This window comes from bacterium, assembly GCA_026708055.1.
Lineage (GTDB): Bacteria > Actinomycetota > Acidimicrobiia > Acidimicrobiales > CATQHL01 > VXNF01.
Window position 1 is genome coordinate 69,083 of the sequence record JAPOVS010000039.1, and the last position, 15,113, is coordinate 84,195.

Sequence of the window (15,113 nt, forward strand, 5' to 3'; positions counted from 1 at the left end):
GATCGCCGCCGGGGGTCGGCGCCCTCCCCGCCGGTCTCTCCGCTCCGGCCTCGCCGCGCTCCGCAGGGGCGGCGTGCGCGGTCTTGTCGTGGGGTTCTGGCGCATCTGCCGGCGCAACCCGCGTCGCTCGATCTGGATTGCCGCCGTCGGGGCCGTCGTCACCGCCGCGCTGCTGGTTCTGACGTTCGTCTCGGCCCCGTACTACGCCCTGTACCCGGGCGATGTGTACTCGGCCACCGGCGCCGTCTCCTCCGAGAGCGAGACCACCTTCGACCCCATGAGCCTCATCGGCTTCGTGACAATCTCGGCGCACCCGACCGAGTCGCTGTGGCAGTGGGTCGTCGCCTATCTCGACGGCTCCGCCGCGCTCCAGCACGAGGACGTCTTCAACCGGGGCTTGACGCCCCAGGAGCGTCGCAACACCGACGCCCGGCTGATGACCCGGTCCCAGGACGTCTCGGTGTATGTGGCGCTGGTCGAGTTGGGCTACGACGTGCCCGACTCGCAGGTCGTCGTGAGCGGGTTGATCCCCTGCATGCCGGCGGCCGAGCACATCTCCGTCGGTGACGTGATCACGTCGGTCGGCGGGGAACCGGTGACGGAGTCCGGCGAGGTCTCGGCGGCGGTTCGCAGCCGCTCGGTGGGCGAGCTGGTCGAGTTCGGGCTCCGCCCGCAAGGCGAGACCGACAGCGTGCTGGTGGACATCCGGCTGGGCTCCAGCGCCGATGAATGCATCGATCCGGCCGGCCGCACCTCGCTCGAGGACGAGCGTCCGCTGCTGGGGGTGATCCTGGCCAACGACGTGGGCGAGTTGGGGGTGGACGTCGACTTCGCCACCGGCAACATCGCCGGCCCGTCGGCGGGTCTGGCATTCGCCCTGTCGGTCGTGGACCTGCTCTCTCCGGACGAACTGACCGAAGGGCGGCCCGTGGCGGTGACCGGGACGATCTCGCCGGACGGCTCGGTCGGGACCGTCGGCGGCATTGCCCAGAAGGTCCGGGCGGTGGAGAGCCGGAACTTCGGGCTGATGCTGGTACCGGAGGGACAGTACGAGGAGGCGGCTGCGGCGGCCTCCGAGGCTCTCGAGATCGTGGAGGTCTCCTCCATGTCCGAGGCTCTGGAGGTGGTGGCGCCGAACTGGACCCCGCCGCAAGGCTGAAGGCATCGTCCCCGTTGCCCGGATGCCGCTGCCGCACGCCGTACGATTACCAACGGTGCAGATACCAACGGTGCAGATGCCAACAGTGCAGATGCCAACGGTGCAGGACCCAGGGTGCGCGTCGTGAGTTCCGGCGAGCCGGACCCGGCGCATCCGGAGCTCAGCCCCGATGCGGTGGCGGGGCGCGAATTCGCCGCGGCCCGGAAGGGCTACGACCGTGCCGAGGTGCGATCGTTCCTGACGACGGTGGCCGCCGAGTTGGCGGCGGTGTTCGAACGCATGACCCGGCTCGAACGGCTGGCGGCGCGTACGGCGATGACCGCGGAGGAGGCCGAGCCGTCGAACGCCGAGCCGTCGAACGCCGAGCCGTCGAACGCCGAGGCGCTGCTGGAGGCGATCGCTGCGGAAGCCTGGCGCGACCAGGTGCTGGCCGACCTGGACCGGCGTCGACGCGAGTTGAACGGCGAGGTGATGCGACTGCGTGCCGGCCGGGACCGCCTGCGCGCCGATCTGGTCGAGGTGGCCGACGAACTGGCCGAGCAGTCGCGGCGCCTCGACGGCTCGTTGCAAGCCGCTCGATCAGCCGGTGACCTCGCCGAGCAGAAAGTCACCTCCGAATCGCCGCGTAGTGCCGAGGAATGGCGCGCCGAATTGGAGGCGGCGCGCCTGGCCGGATTCGCCACAGTGGGTGCGGCTTCGGCGGCCGCGGCCGGACAGCGGTCGCCGGAGGAGGCGCCCGAGCCACCGGCGGCGGATCCGGATGCCGGAGCGACGACGCCCGACGGCGACGTCGTGGAGGCTCTCGAGGTGGGTGAGCTCTTCGCCCGCTTGCGCGCCGAGCGCTCCGAGGCCCAGCCGGGCGACGACCAGGCTCAGACGGACTCCTAAGGCCGCGCACCGGCCGGCTCGGTCCGCTGCGCGTTGAGGGCGCCGGCCGCCGCCGCGGTGCCGCCGACGGCGGGTAAACCACCTCGCCCGCAGTAGGCTGCCCGCCATGTCGATGACAGGGCCGCGGGGTCCGGGCGGTCCGCGAACGCCTCCTGCGCCCGTCCGTTCCCGTCGTCTGCGACGCGGCCTTTTCGTCGCCATCGCGGCGGTGATCATCGTGCTGGTGTCGCTGCGCGGCGCCGCCGGCTTCTACACGGACTTCCTGTGGTTCGACGCCCTGGGCCAGGCCGATGTCTGGCGCACGATCATCGTCTCCCGGATCGTGCTGGCGCTCATCTTCATTGCCGTTCTGTTCGCCCTCCTCTACGGGAACCTCTCGATCGCCGACCGGATGGCTCCCGCCCATCGCCCGCGCGGCCCCGAGGAGGACGTGCTGACGCGCTATCACGAGTCGCTCGGGCAGCGGCCGCGCCTGGTGCGCCTCGGCGTGACATTGCTGTTCGCTCTGCCGATCGGCGCCGGCGCCTCCGATCAGTGGGAGGAATGGCTCCTGCTGACCAACAGTGTGGAATTCGGTGCCATCGATCCCATCGACGCCCTCTGGTTCGGCAACGACGTGGGGTTCTACGTCTTCCAGTTGCCGTTCCTCACCTACGTCGTCAACTGGCTGTTCAACGTCGTCCTGCTCACCTTCTTCATCACCGCCATCGCCCACTACGTGAACGGCGGGATCCGTCTCCAGAACCAAGGACAGCGCGTCACGCCGCAGGTCAAGGCGCATCTCTCGGTGCTGCTGGGAGCCCTTGCGCTCATCAAGGCGGCGGACTACTTCCTGGGCCGCTACGAGTTGACGACCTCCACATCGGGTGTCGTGGACGGCGCCACCTACACCGACCTGAACGCCCGGCTGCCGGTGCATTGGCTGCTCATCCTGATCTCGCTCTTGGCGTTCGTATTGCTGATCGTGAACATCCGCCTCAAGGGTTGGGTGCTGCCCACGCTGGCGGTGGGGCTCTGGGCGTTCGTGGCGATCGTCATGGGCGGCATCTACCCGCTCGTCATCCAACGCCTGCGGGTGGAGCCCGCGGAATCCACCCGTGAGCAGGAGTACATCGAGTACAACATCGCCTCCACGCGCCTGGCCATGGGGCTCGACGACGTGAAGATCCGCACCTTCGACTCAACCGGGGGGCTGACCTACGACGCGGTCGCTCGCAGCGAGGACATCATCGGCAACCTGCCGCTGCTGGATCCCGCGATCCTCCCGTTGACCTATGAGAACCGCGAGGGCGAGCGGAACTACTACCAGTTCTCCGAGGTGCTGGACGTGGACCGCTACGAGATCGACGGCCAGGTGACGCCGGTCGTCTTGGGGGCGCGCCAGTTGAATCCCGGCAATCTCCCGCAGACTTCCTGGGAGGCCCGCACGCTCACGTTCACCCACGGCTTCGGCGTGGCCCTCGCACCGGCCAACACCGTGGAGGCGGGACTGCCCGACTTCCGCATCGGCGGGCTGCCGGTCAGCAACAATCTGGACATTCCCCTCGACGAGCCCCGGCTCTATTACGGCGAGGAACTCGACGGCTACGCCATCGTCAAGACCGATCGCCAGGAGGTGGACGTTCCGACCGCCACCGGCGAGGAGGCGTCCTATACCTACCAGGGCGACGGCGGGGTGGAGATCGGCGGCTTCTTCCGGCAGGCGTCCTTCGCGCTGCGGTTCTGGGAGGTGGACCCGCTGCTCTCGGGCTTCATCACCGACGAGAGCAAGGTGATCTACGTCCGCGACGTGCGCGCCCGCGTCAAGAAGCTGGCCCCGTTCCTGCACATCGACAACGACCCGTACCCGGTGCTGGCCCAGGGACGGGTGCAATACATCGTGGACGCCTACACGACCACGTCGAAATTCCCCTACGGCCAGCGCGCCGACACCGAGCAGCTCGGCGACAACAGCGGCCTGCGCCACCGCTTCAACTACGTGCGGAACTCGGTGAAGGCCGTGGTGGACGGCTTCGACGGCACCACCACGCTGTACGTCGTCGACCCCGACGATCCCATCCTGCGGGCCTACCGCAACATCTTCCCGGACCTCTTCGATGACTTCGAGAACATGCCGGCGGAGCTCATGGAGCACATCCGCTATCCGGAGGACCTGTTCCGGGTGCAGACCAACGTCTGGGCCCGCTACCAGCTCGACAATCCCCAGGAGTTCTACGAGCAGGCCAAGGGTTGGTCCGTGGCCCAGGATCCCGGCGCCGTCACCGGTGTCCTGACCTCTCCGATCACCACGCCGGACGGTGTGGTGCAGCAGCCCTCCCGGGAGGCGCGCATCGACCCCTACTACCTGCTGACGCGCCTGCCCGAGGAGGACGACCAGGACTTCGTGATCCTCCGCTCGTACGTGCCGGTCTCCACCGAGGACACCCGGCGCGAGCTCACCGCCTTCATGGTCGGCAAGAGCGATCCGGACGAGTACGGGGAGTTGGTCGTGTACCGGGTGGAGCCGCTCGGCCTGACCGACGGCCCGGCGCTGGTGAACTCGAAGATCCAGAGCGATCCGAGCATCTCCCGGGTCGTGACGCTGCTCAACCAGCAGGGTTCACGGGTCGAGTTCGGCGACCTGGTGCTCGTGCCGGTGGAGGACTCGATTCTCTACGTGCGGCCGCTGTACGTGGTGGCGCAGAGCCCGCCGGTGCCCGAGTTGCAGCAGGTCATCGCCGTTCTGGGTGAGCGCGTGGTGATGTGTCCCACGCTGGACGAGGCGCTGCGCGGCCTGTTCGGCCTGACGCTGGTGTCGGACTCCCAGGATGCCTCTGCGTCGAGTTGCGTGGGCAACACGGCAGGGCTGGCGGCGGAGATCGCGGCGGCCGAACCTGCCGAGGCGCCGCCCGCCCCGCCCGAGCCCGCTCCCGCGCTGCCCGAGCCCGTTCCGGCCCCCCCTGAGCCTGTCCCCGCTCCGTCCCCGCCGGTGCCACCGGGCGAAGTTCCCGACGAGGTCGGTGCTCTGATCGAGCGGGCGGTGGAGCTGTTCGCCGAGGCCGACGCCGCCCTGCGCGACGGCCGCCTCGACCTCTACCAGCAGCGCATCGAGGAGGCCGAGGAACTGATCCGCCGCGCCAGCGAGGAACTGGGCGACACTCTGTAGTTCAGGCGCGGTGACTCAGGCGCGTTTGGCCAATTCGGCGTCGCGTAGGACGCGGCGCAGGATCTTGCCGGAGATCGCCTTCGGGATGGCGTCGATGAACTCCAGTTCCCGGATCTGCTTGAAGCTGGCCACCTGGCCGGCGACGAAGTCCTGCAGCTCGCCCGCAGTGGCCTCGGTCCCCGGCTTGAGCACCACGAAGGCCTTGGGGATCTCGCCGGCCTCGTCGTCGGGCACCGGGATGACTGCCGAGTCGGCGACCGCGGGGTGTGACAGCAGCAGGCCCTCGAGCTCTGCCGGCGGCACCTGGAAGCCCTTGTACTTGATGAGCTCCTTCAGCCGGTCGACGATGTAGAAGTCGCCGTCTTCGTCCATGTAGCCGATGTCGCCGGTGTGCAGCCAGCCGTCGGCGTCGATGGTCTCGGCGGTGGCCTCGGGGTTGTTGAGGTAGCCCTTCATGATGTGGGGGCCGCGCACCCAGATCTCGCCGGACTCGCCCTGCTCCACGTCCTCGCCGGTTGAGGTGTCCACGACGCGGCACTCGCTGCTGGGAACGACGCCGCCGACGCAGCCGGGCTTGCCGCAGCCCTCGAGCGCCACGTGGGTGGCCGGGCTGGTCTCGGTCATGCCGTAGCCCTGCAGGATCTCGACGCCGATGCGGTCGGTCACCTCGTTGGCGAGTTCCTCGCTGAGTGGTGCCGCGCCCGAGACGATGGACTTGAGCTTGGACAGGTCGTAGCGGTCCACCAGGGGGTGCTTGGCCAGTGCCAGCACGATCGGCGGCACCAGGTAGGCGCGGGTCACCTCGTGGTCCTGCATGACCCGCAGGAACTGCTCGAGGTCGAAGCGCGGCAGCGAGACGGTGGTGGCGCCGACGCGCAGGTTGAAGTTGATGAGGATCTGCAGGCCGTAGACGTGGAAGAACGGCAGGACCGCGATCACTACGTCATCGGAGTCGGCCGCCACCATCGAGCCGCCCTGCACGAGGTTGGCCACGAGGTTGCGGTGCGTGAGCATCACGCCCTTGGGGTTCCCGGTCGTGCCACTGGAGTAGGGGAGGACGGCGACGTGGTCGGCCGCGTCCACTGGCGCGTGGCCCTCGTAAGAGTCGCCGCCCACGAGCGCGAATGCGTCGAGGAGGTCGTCGGCCGGTTCGGTCTCGCCCAGCACGATGATTCGCCCGATGCTGCCGCCGGCCATCGCCTCACGCGCCAGCGGCAGGAAGAGCGGGATCGTGAACAGCCAGGTGGCGCCCGAGTCCTCCATCTGGTGACGCAGCTCGCGGGCCGTGTAGGTGGGGTTGGCGGTGGTCACCGTGCCGCCGCACACCATCGTGCCGTGCAGGGCGATGACGTATTCCGGCACGTTCGGGGCGAGGATCATGAGCACCTCGCCCGGCTGGAACCCGTTCGCCACCAGCCCGCCCGCGAACCGCTGGATCAGCATCTCCAGGGTGGCGAAGTCGTAGGTGCGGCCGGAAGGACCGTCCACGAGCGCCGCCTTGGTCGCCCGCTCGGCAGCATTCTCGAAGATGTAGGGGGTTATCGGGACATTGGGGATCGAAACGTCCGGCAGGCTGCTCGTGATCACCATCGTTGGTCTCCAGAGCTCGGGGAATGTCCAGCGTTCGCCAGCCTAGGAGACCGCGGAGCGGCGCTGCGGTCGACTCCCCGGCTGTGCCGTCTGCCGGGATCGGCGAGCAGGCCGCGGCAACCCTGATCGTGCTGAGGCCGCGGCTCGCGCCTCCGGCTGTGCCGCCTGCCGGGCGTCGGTCTCTGATGGCGTCGCCGTCAGCATCGGCGGGGGGCGGGGGTCGGTAGGGGAGGTTGGTGGCACGGCCCAGCGGGCTGTCTGGTGTGGGTGTCAGGCCTGGTCGGGGCGGCGGCTTCGTGGGGGTGGGTTCGGTGGTGGTTGTGCGGCGGTGGGTGCGAGCCTCCGTTGCTCTGGCCGCCGGTGTTGGCTGGGGGTGCGAGGGTGAAGCGGCCGTTGGGGTAGCGGGTGATTTCTTCGCCGTGGAGGTGGACGCGGACGTGGTGGCAGCGCCAGCAGAGGAGGCAGGTGTTGTCGAGGGTGGTTTCGCCGCCGTGGGCCCAGTGGTCGAGGTGGTGGACCTCGCAGATCTTGTGGTGGGCGTCGCAGCCGATGCAGCCGCCGTCGCGGGCGATGAGGCGCTTGCGGTGTCGGGGAGAGATCTTTCGCTGTGCGCGCCCCAGGAGGGGGTTGCCGGTGTGTTTGTTGAAGATGCCCGGCAGGATCTTGGCGTCGCAGGCGATGGCGAGGGCTTCGGCTTCGGTGAGGCGTGTGCCGTCGCTGAGGCGGGCGTTGGTGATGGCGTCGTGAACTTGGTCGTAGTCGGCGAGCACCAACAGTTCGACGCCGGCGGGCGCCGCGGCTTCGGTGTCGGTGCAGAGGAGTTCGGCGAGCGCGTCCGCGAACCGCTGCGGCGACGTGGCGCGATCCTTGGGATCTTCGTTGCGGAACAGTTCGTCGGACTTGGCGAGGAGGGCGGCGCGGACCCGGCTACCGGTGAGGGGGTCAAGCTGGGCGAACAGGTGGAACATGCCGTCGGCCTGCTCGCTGATCGAGGCGCGGCGGCGGCGCCGCTGGCGGGCGCGCCGGGCTTCGAGTTCTTCTTCGCTGGTGCGCTGGTTGACGTGTTCCTTCAGAGTGCGCCGGAACTGATCCTCGGGCTCGGTCTCGGCGGCCTCCAGCAGGACACCGTGATCCACCGGCGTCTCACCGGCGGCGTCGAGGATCAATCCGGCGGCTTCGGGGGTGATGGCGCCGTCGGCGAGCTTGCCGGCCACCCGCGGCGCCCACTCCAGCTGCGCCGCGGTCTTCACGGCCTTGCGGGCGCCGGCCCGGGAGCGCTTCTGGTCCTGGCGCAGGATCTCCTCAGCGGCAGCGTCGCCTTCGCGGCGGGCGACCTCACCCACCAGATCAGCCTCCAAGGCGGCGAGCGAGGCCCGCGCCCGTCCCACGAAGACCAACTGCTCGCGCACCACGTCCAAGTCGACTTTGTGCAGCAGCGGCGGCGAACTCAGCCATTCGCCGAGTGCCGCCCACTCGTCCATCTTGCTGGCGCTGGCCACTCCATTCGCCGCTGGTGTGCCTCGCGTCGCCTCGCCGCCCATCGGTCCTCACCCCCTCCCTGGATCGACCATCTGATTACTTCTCTATCCAGTATAGTTCGTTATAGCTCGAATAGCAATGATTGTATGACTATATCGCTGGGCGGATGGAAGATAGCTGAGGGACGGACGAGGAGATGGCACGGACGTGTCACCAAAACCCCAGGTCAGCGGACTCCCTTGCCACCATCGAGTCGTTCCGGACGGCTCACCCTTCTGAGTGTGACCGATGTCACATCGATATCAGAGGGTGGTGACCCGCTAATCGAGAACTGATCAGCGGCGAGCGCCTGAGTCGGGTTGCTGCCCGTCAGGCTGTCAGAGCCGCGGGCGTCGTGGCGGCGTCCGCCCCCGTGGCGCGATCGGTGATCCAGTCGGCCAGGGCACTCACGTTTCTGCCTATGACCTCGGGTGTGCCCGAGAGGTCGAGCGCATACGTGTGCAACACCCTGCCCGTGTGCCGCACCCGAACTGACGAGACAGCGGCTGTGCCAGCGGGGTCCGCTGATATCGGTGCCACCGTGCCGGACGGGTCCGCTTCGAGACAACGATCGCCGTCCGGGTCTCCGTCGGAATCGTCGGCGTCGAGGCAGTAGATGAGCATTCCGTCGGGCAGGTCGAGCGCGGTTGTGTAGGCCAACAGCTGGTAGAGGTCCGCGTTGGACCCGCCGGCGGACTCGTCGGTGAGCTTGTACTTGATGTCTGCGACGAAGCTTGGGGACCGCTCCGGACCGAACAGCAGATCAGGCCGGATCCTCACGCTGCGTTCCTCGTCCAGATGGTCGCGGTGCTGGTCCTTCACGTCGAGGCGTCCTCGCAGCGCGCGCCGTAGCCGCTCGGTCACGAACCGTTCGAAGAGTTCGTTCATGTCCAGCATGAACGACGATGCGGTGGCCTCACCGATGGTGTCCTGCAGGGTGAGGTTCGCCAGCACCAGCCGTGCCAGCCGCAGCGCCGGTTTGTAGTGCTCGTTCAGCCGGGTGAACACCACGTCGTCGTAGTCGGCGGGATGGTGCCGCACGTCGCCCACGTCCTCGAGGGTGACGAGGTGCCGCATGAGCCGGTGGCGGTCCGCCGGTTGCACCCCGGCGACGCGCAGCGACCGGGAGACGGCCGCTTTCAGGTACGAGTTCTCGACGAGGTCTGCGGTGAACTCGGTGAACCTGCACGCCGTCGGGATGGCGATGCCGGGCTGGGTGAACTGGCGAGCCACGTCGAGGCGGCCCCGCAGGGCGATCAGCCGGTCGTGTTGCTCCAGATAGGAATGGTAGAGGCCCCGGGCCAGGGTGGTCTCGGTGGTGCGGGCGAAGAACGACACCATGGCCGGAAGGAGGTCTTGACTGGTCTCGTAGAGGGCCGCCTCGTTGCGCCAGTCCTGCTCCCGCAGGCCGACTTCGAGCAGCAGGAACAGGTTCCGCAGCGGGATCTTCGGCCGGACCCGCACCTGGATTCCGTCGGTGAGAACCGAGCCCACATAGTTGTGCGCGGTGACGTGCCATAATCCCGAGGTCTCGGCGTCGACGCGTTCCGCGGCCTCTCCTCCGGCTGGACCGTGCGCGGTGACGTGCCAACGCCCCGAGGTCTCGGCTGGCTCGACCGATAGGTACGCGCCGCCCCCGGCACCGTTGAGGGCGCGTGCCTGAACCCCGGTCAGGGGCAGAGGCTCGCTGGTCTCGTACTCCCGCAGCGTCAGCCGCTCGACCGCCGGCCTCGGGCTCTCAACTTCGTAGAGCGCCTCCGCTGCGGCTCCTGACGACGGCGGCACCGACTCGACAGCCGGCGTCAGCGCTGCGGCCACCGCCGTCTCCCGCCTCGCCTGGGAGACTTCTGGGCGATGCTCCCGACGCCCCGCGACGTCATTCCGGCGAAGGCCGGAATCCAAGACCTGGCCACCCGACCGGCGCTGCGCGTGGACCGCTCGGCACACTTCTATACGTCTTCGGCGGCGTCGTCGCTCGAAGGACGCGTGGCGGCTGCCTGCGTCGCATCCTCGGCGTCGGCGTCGGCCTCGCCTGCCGGATCGGCGGCCGGGCCGTGGCGGGCGTAGACGCTGTCGAAGCGGTAGTGCTCGATGCGGTCGGGGTCGCCGAAGAACTGGTCCTCGATGAACGGCTCGATGTTGTACTCCCAGATGCGCCGGAGTCGTTCCTGCTGTTCGGTCGGCGTGGAGCCGTAACGCTTCATGAAGTGGCTGGGACCGAGCAGAAGGTGCGAGCCGGCGAGGTCGCCCTTGAGTTCGTCGTTGACTGTGTCCACCAGCCGTCCCACCCAGGCGGGCTGCTCGTTGCGTTCCAGCCACCGACCGAGCAGACCGGCGATCGGACCGCTGTCGGGGAAGAACGGCACGAAATGGAAGCGCCGCCGAAGCGCCGCGTCCACCAGCGCGATCGACCGGTCCGCGGTGTTCATGGTGCCGATGAACCAGAGGTTCTCCGGTAGCGAGAAGGGCGTATCGGGTCGGTACAGCGGGTAGATGCTCTCGCCGCGGTACTCCAAGAGGAACAGCAGTTCCCCGAGCACGCGCGGCAGGTTTCCCCGGTTGATTTCGTCGATGACCATGACGTGCTGCTGATCCGCGGGGGCGTTCCTGGCATCCTCAGCCATTCGGGCCAGCGGCCCGGGCGTCAACTCGTAGCGAATGCCCCCGTCGTCACCGGTCCCCGCCGGCCGGTACCCCTCGAAGAAGTCCTCATACGACGTCGACGGGTGGAACTGCACCAATGCTCGGCATGACTCATCCGGGGCGAGCACCTCCGCGAGCTTTTGAGCCAGGTAGGTCTTGCCAGTCCCCGGCGGCCCGTACAAGATCACCTGCCCCCTCCCTTTCTCCTTCAGCAGCTGGACTATGACCTCCAGGAAGCCGACATCTACAAGCAGTTCCTTGGCCAAAGCTGACAAGTCCGGGCTGCTGTCGAACTCCTTTGGGGTGCTTGGCTCCCCGGGCCTCCCGCCGTTTGGAAGGGGTTCTTGCTTCATCAGCCAGTAGAGAAACGACGCCATCCCGTACGTGTCGTCGCTGAAATAGGGGGAGAGGAACTCTCGGAGCCTGTCGTTGGCGTCGACGCTCTTGTACCAGAAGTTCTTGCCCGTCGGTCTCGGCAGTCCCATAAGTTCCAAAGCTCTCTCACGGCAAGAATTAGCTTGATTTTGCCCGGGGATCGGCAGGAACGTGTCGGGGTGACAGATTGCAAGCAGTTTGGAGCAAAATCCTCCTGATATCTTTTGGTAGCCGGACTCTGTGGTTGCACCTTCCTTGACAGCCCTACTGTCCACTTCAGCGAAACGCGCCGCTATTTCTCCGTCCCCCCAACACAGGTGCTGAATACTGCGCAGCAGGCTCTCGAACTTCTCGTCCTCATGCTTCTTGATGAATTCGGACTCGTGTGCCACTTGGACAACATATTTTGGATTTCGATATATGGACCCATTCGTGACGGCAGACATGTCAAGGCGGCTGATCGACGCGATATTCTCCGGTCGCAGCTTCTCGGCCCACTCGGCTCGTAGCTGCTTCTGCTCCTTGTCCTCGTCGGTCGGATAGCCGGTCTCTTCGCGGAAGCGCTCTACCAACGCGGCCAGGTCCGCTGTCGGAATTTTGCTCACGTCGCGGAGCCTCTCGCCCGAGCTTGTTGGGTGCCGTGAGACTGCCTAACGGCACTCACCTCAAGATGGATGCCTTCGTGGTGCTGGATATGCGCGATGATCGCGAAGATGTTTCGGGCATGAGGATTACCTGCCGGTCCGAACATGCGCATGAGGCTCTTGGGCGGCTTGTCGGTCATTAGCCCGAGCTTCTTGAATCCGATTGTGGCGTTGATGTAGTCGCGCAGGGTGATCTTGCCGGCTTCGATGTCTCCGGCAAGCAGGCACTCCACTCCCTCCTGAAGCAGCTTCTCCCGGAAGGCCCGGTCAGTGAGCGCGCGGGCTTGGACGGTCTCTTGGAAGTCACGCGTGAGCGGCATCCTCATTCCTCTTCGTGTTAGTGCTGCCTGGCGCTTCGCCGGCGGTGCCGGCCGGTCGGGCTTGGATCGTCGCGGCGCTCAGTACATCTGCAAGGCGCCGGAGACGTTGATGGTTGCTCCGGAGACGAAGCGGGCGTGTTGTGATGCCAGGAACACGACGACCGGGGCGATCTCGGAGGGGTCGGCGATTCGGCCGAGGGGGGTGTCGGCGGTCATCGATTCCAGGACGGCGGGGTCGAGGTCGGTCAGCAGCATGGAGGTGGCGGCCTGGCCGGGGGAGACGACGTTGACGGTGATCTGTTGGGGGCCGTAGGTGCGGGCCATGCCCCGTGACATCGACACGATGCCGCCCTTTGAGGCGCAGTACGCCGTGGAGCCCCCGAAGCCGCCGCTCCACCAGCCCTGCGAGGAGAAAAGGATCATGCGCCCGCCCACGCCGCCGGCGATCATGGCGTTGGCACAGCTGCGGGCCAGGAAGAACGAGGCCTTGAGGTTGGTGTCGATCTGGAAGTCCCAGTCCTCCTCGGTGACGTCGTCCATCGAACTGCGGCGCCGCAGCACCGCGGCCAGGTGCGCCAGCGCGTACAGGTTGCCGAGTTCGTCGACGGCCCGATCCACCAGCGCGCTCTGGGCGTCGAGGTCGGTCAGGTCGCAGCCCGCGGCGATGTGGCCGTCGCCCTCCATGCCCGCCACGACCTCGGCCACCGCCTCCCGGCGGAGGTCAACGGCCATCACCCTGGCGCCCGCCGCAGCGAACATCTCCGCGGTCGGCCGCCCGATGCCACCACCGGCGCCGGTCACGATCACGCCCTTGCCTTCGAGCCCCGATCCCAGATCCCAAGCCATGCTTCCTCCCTGCTGACAGTCGGTGGTTGCTGGCGGCCAGCGGCCAGCATCCCGTTGGTGCCCCGTTCCTGCTGGACCATTGAGGCCCGGGCCGCGCCGGGTCGACGCCGCCGACCGTGTATAGCCGATCCGCCGGAGCGGCGCGCGCCCGGCCATCCGCCCCGGCTGACTGTCGCGGACGGGGTTGCCGGTGATGATGCCCGGCGGATCGCGCCGCCGCTCGCTTCGACGTCCCCCGTCTTGGCGCTCCCCGCCTGGCGTCCCCTGCCTCGACGCTCCCAGCGGTGACGCACCTGTACTCGGTACTGAGGTCATCCTGCCGGCGGGCGCGGGTTCGTTCGTCAGGTGGGTGCCTGTTTCACACCCCGGCTACGGTCCTGCGGCGCGCACACCTCCCGAGGAGGAGACCAATGGGCACTGAAGATATGGGCGAGTTGACCGATGTGAACCTCAGGGAGGTGTGGAAGCACGAAGCACTCGCCTTCACACCGTGGCTCGCGAAGAATCTAGACAAACTCTCCAGCGTACTGGATGTCACGCTGGAGCTTGAAGAAGAGGAGATGCTGGTAGGAAACTTGAGGGCCGACATCGTGTGCCGTGTGCCTACCGATGGAACCAGGGTCCTCATCGAGAATCAACTGGAGTGGGCCAATCTTCAGCACTTGGGACAGGTGATGGCGTACCTGGCCGGGTTGGAGGCGCGGACTGTTGTCTGGGTCGCCAGAGATTTCGACGAGGCGCATCTTTCAGCGTTCCGCTGGCTGAACGAGCACACCTCGGGCGAGTTCGGTTTCTTTGCCGTCAGGCTCAGGGCCGTCAAGATCGGGGACTCGCCACCGGCACCGTTGTTCGAGGTGATCGAACGTCCCAACGACTGGGATCGCGGGGTGCGAACTGTGGGGGAGCTCAGCGAACTCGGGAAACTCAAGAGAGACTTCTGGGCTCGTTACCGCGACCGGCACCCGGATGTCCAGAGGCCGACGCCAGGCTATGCCGGTTCCAACGTCAACGACCCGATCTCGCAGCTGGATGCCCGCGTCAGTCTGTATCCGGCAGTGGATGGTGCTGGGATCTTCATCTCGAGTTCTTTCGGCAAGCCATCGAGCGGTCTATTGGAGAGGCTGGACCCGTACTTGGAGCACCTCAGGAGCGAACTCGAGAAGGCGATAGCCAAAGACGGTCTGGGCCACATATACGGACCCAAGCACAACAGCAAACTGGACATCGACGGCTACGATCGAGCGAACTGGGATCAGATCGCTGACTGGCTCGAGAGCCGGCGGCGCATCTACATGCGGGTGCTGACCGGCCCGCCCGGTGACGACGCCGCCTCGGAGTCTGACCAGTAGCGAAACGACCCTCCGGCTCCCAGCGGCCGGAACGGACAAGCGAGGGTTGGGGGTGTCGGGGGCTGCGGAGGCGGCCATTTTAGGCCGCCGGAGCACCGCCGAGCGGCCCCAACCCGGATCCAGGCACCGCTCGCAATCCACCGTTCCCGGCGGGGGCCCGGCCGATATCTGGCTCGCAGCCCCGGCCCCGAACGAGATTCAGCGGTCCGGGCCGGGGGCGCGGCCCTTGGCTGCTAGCCGGGTTGGCCCATGCCGGGGTTGCTGGCGGCGTCGCCCTGGCGTTCGAGGCGGTAGAAGTCCACGACCTCCTCGATGACTTCGATGCCAAGGCCCGGCCCGGTGGGGGGATGAGCCCAGCCGTCGGTGTGATCCGGGGGCTCGGTCACCAGGTCGTGGTGCATGGGGTTGCGGATGGGCTTGAACTCGAACAGCGTGCAGGCCGAGCTGGAGAAGCTGACGGCCAGGCTGGCGGCGCTCACGATCGCCGAGGACCAGGCGTGGGCGTTGGCTTGGCGGCGGTAGTACTCCACCCGCTCGGACATCTTCTTGAAGCCGGTGATGCCCTCTGCCCGGCCCGGGTCGCAGCCGATGACGTCCACGGTGCCGGTCTCGAGCAGGCGTTCGAAGCCCCGCAGG

General features: G+C 67.5%; 11 protein-coding genes. 4 read left to right on the forward strand and 7 right to left on the reverse strand.

Annotated elements, in window-relative coordinates; translation table 11 throughout:
* Positions 1 to 73: 73 nt before the first annotated feature.
* From OXG55_07970 to OXG55_07980, 3 genes are all read left to right on the forward strand, one after another.
* Positions 74 to 1,159, forward strand: coding sequence for a PDZ domain-containing protein (locus tag OXG55_07970; protein ID MCY4103178.1), 1,086 nt, complete (start codon positions 74 to 76; stop codon positions 1,157 to 1,159).
* Positions 1,160 to 1,282: 123 nt separating this feature from the next.
* The gene (locus OXG55_07975; GenBank protein ID MCY4103179.1) at positions 1,283 to 2,047 is read left to right on the forward strand and encodes a DivIVA domain-containing protein; all 765 of its coding nucleotides are present in this window, start codon (positions 1,283 to 1,285) and stop codon (positions 2,045 to 2,047) included.
* Positions 2,048 to 2,153: 106 nt separating this feature from the next.
* Entirely contained in the window at positions 2,154 to 5,192 is a 3,039-nt protein-coding gene (locus tag OXG55_07980) for a UPF0182 family protein (protein MCY4103180.1), read from the forward strand.
* Between the two features lie 15 nt (positions 5,193 to 5,207).
* Here OXG55_07980 and OXG55_07985 read toward each other — a convergent pair whose 3' ends face one another.
* The 6 genes from OXG55_07985 to OXG55_08010 all read right to left on the reverse strand — a co-directional run bounded on the left by OXG55_07985 (position 5,208) and on the right by OXG55_08010 (position 13,128).
* The gene (locus tag OXG55_07985) at positions 5,208 to 6,782 is read right to left on the reverse strand and encodes a 4-coumarate--CoA ligase family protein (protein ID MCY4103181.1); all 1,575 of its coding nucleotides are present in this window, start codon (positions 6,780 to 6,782) and stop codon (positions 5,208 to 5,210) included.
* Positions 6,783 to 6,979: 197 nt separating this feature from the next.
* Complete coding sequence (locus OXG55_07990; protein ID MCY4103182.1) at positions 6,980 to 8,281, reverse strand: DUF222 domain-containing protein; 1,302 nt, start codon at positions 8,279 to 8,281, stop codon at positions 6,980 to 6,982.
* A gap of 349 nt (positions 8,282 to 8,630) precedes the next feature.
* Positions 8,631 to 10,118 carry a hypothetical protein gene (locus OXG55_07995; protein MCY4103183.1) on the reverse strand — a complete coding sequence of 496 codons (1,488 nt, stop codon included), beginning with the start codon at positions 10,116 to 10,118 and terminating at the stop codon, positions 8,631 to 8,633.
* A gap of 131 nt (positions 10,119 to 10,249) precedes the next feature.
* Positions 10,250 to 11,923: an AAA family ATPase gene (locus tag OXG55_08000; GenBank protein ID MCY4103184.1), complete on the reverse strand. Its 1,674-nt coding sequence runs from the start codon at positions 11,921 to 11,923 to the stop codon at positions 10,250 to 10,252.
* Entirely contained in the window at positions 11,920 to 12,282 is a 363-nt protein-coding gene (locus tag OXG55_08005) for a transcriptional regulator (protein ID MCY4103185.1), read from the reverse strand. Before OXG55_08005 ends, OXG55_08000 begins: the two co-directional genes overlap by 4 nt.
* 78 nt (positions 12,283 to 12,360) lie before the next feature.
* Positions 12,361 to 13,128, reverse strand: coding sequence for an SDR family NAD(P)-dependent oxidoreductase (locus tag OXG55_08010; GenBank protein MCY4103186.1), 768 nt, complete (start codon positions 13,126 to 13,128; stop codon positions 12,361 to 12,363).
* 410 nt (positions 13,129 to 13,538) lie between these two features.
* On the opposite strand from OXG55_08010, the gene OXG55_08015 reads away from it, so the two are divergent.
* Complete coding sequence (locus OXG55_08015; GenBank protein ID MCY4103187.1) at positions 13,539 to 14,477, forward strand: hypothetical protein; 939 nt, start codon at positions 13,539 to 13,541, stop codon at positions 14,475 to 14,477.
* 233 nt (positions 14,478 to 14,710) lie between these two features.
* Here OXG55_08015 and OXG55_08020 read toward each other — a convergent pair.
* Positions 14,711 to 15,113: hypothetical protein (locus OXG55_08020; GenBank protein ID MCY4103188.1), on the reverse strand; the 403-nt coding region annotated here is incomplete at its 5' end.

Coding starts and splice junctions, on each gene's coding strand:
- OXG55_08010 (MCY4103186.1), bottom strand. CDS start 13,128: ATGGCTTGGGATCTGGGATCGGGGCTCGAAGGCAAGGGCGTGATCGTG.
- OXG55_07985 (MCY4103181.1), bottom strand. CDS start 6,782: ATGGTGATCACGAGCAGCCTGCCGGACGTTTCGATCCCCAATGTCCCG.
- OXG55_08015 (MCY4103187.1), top strand. CDS start 13,539: ATGGGCACTGAAGATATGGGCGAGTTGACCGATGTGAACCTCAGGGAG.
- OXG55_08005 (MCY4103185.1), bottom strand. CDS start 12,282: ATGCCGCTCACGCGTGACTTCCAAGAGACCGTCCAAGCCCGCGCGCTC.
- OXG55_07980 (MCY4103180.1), top strand. CDS start 2,154: ATGTCGATGACAGGGCCGCGGGGTCCGGGCGGTCCGCGAACGCCTCCT.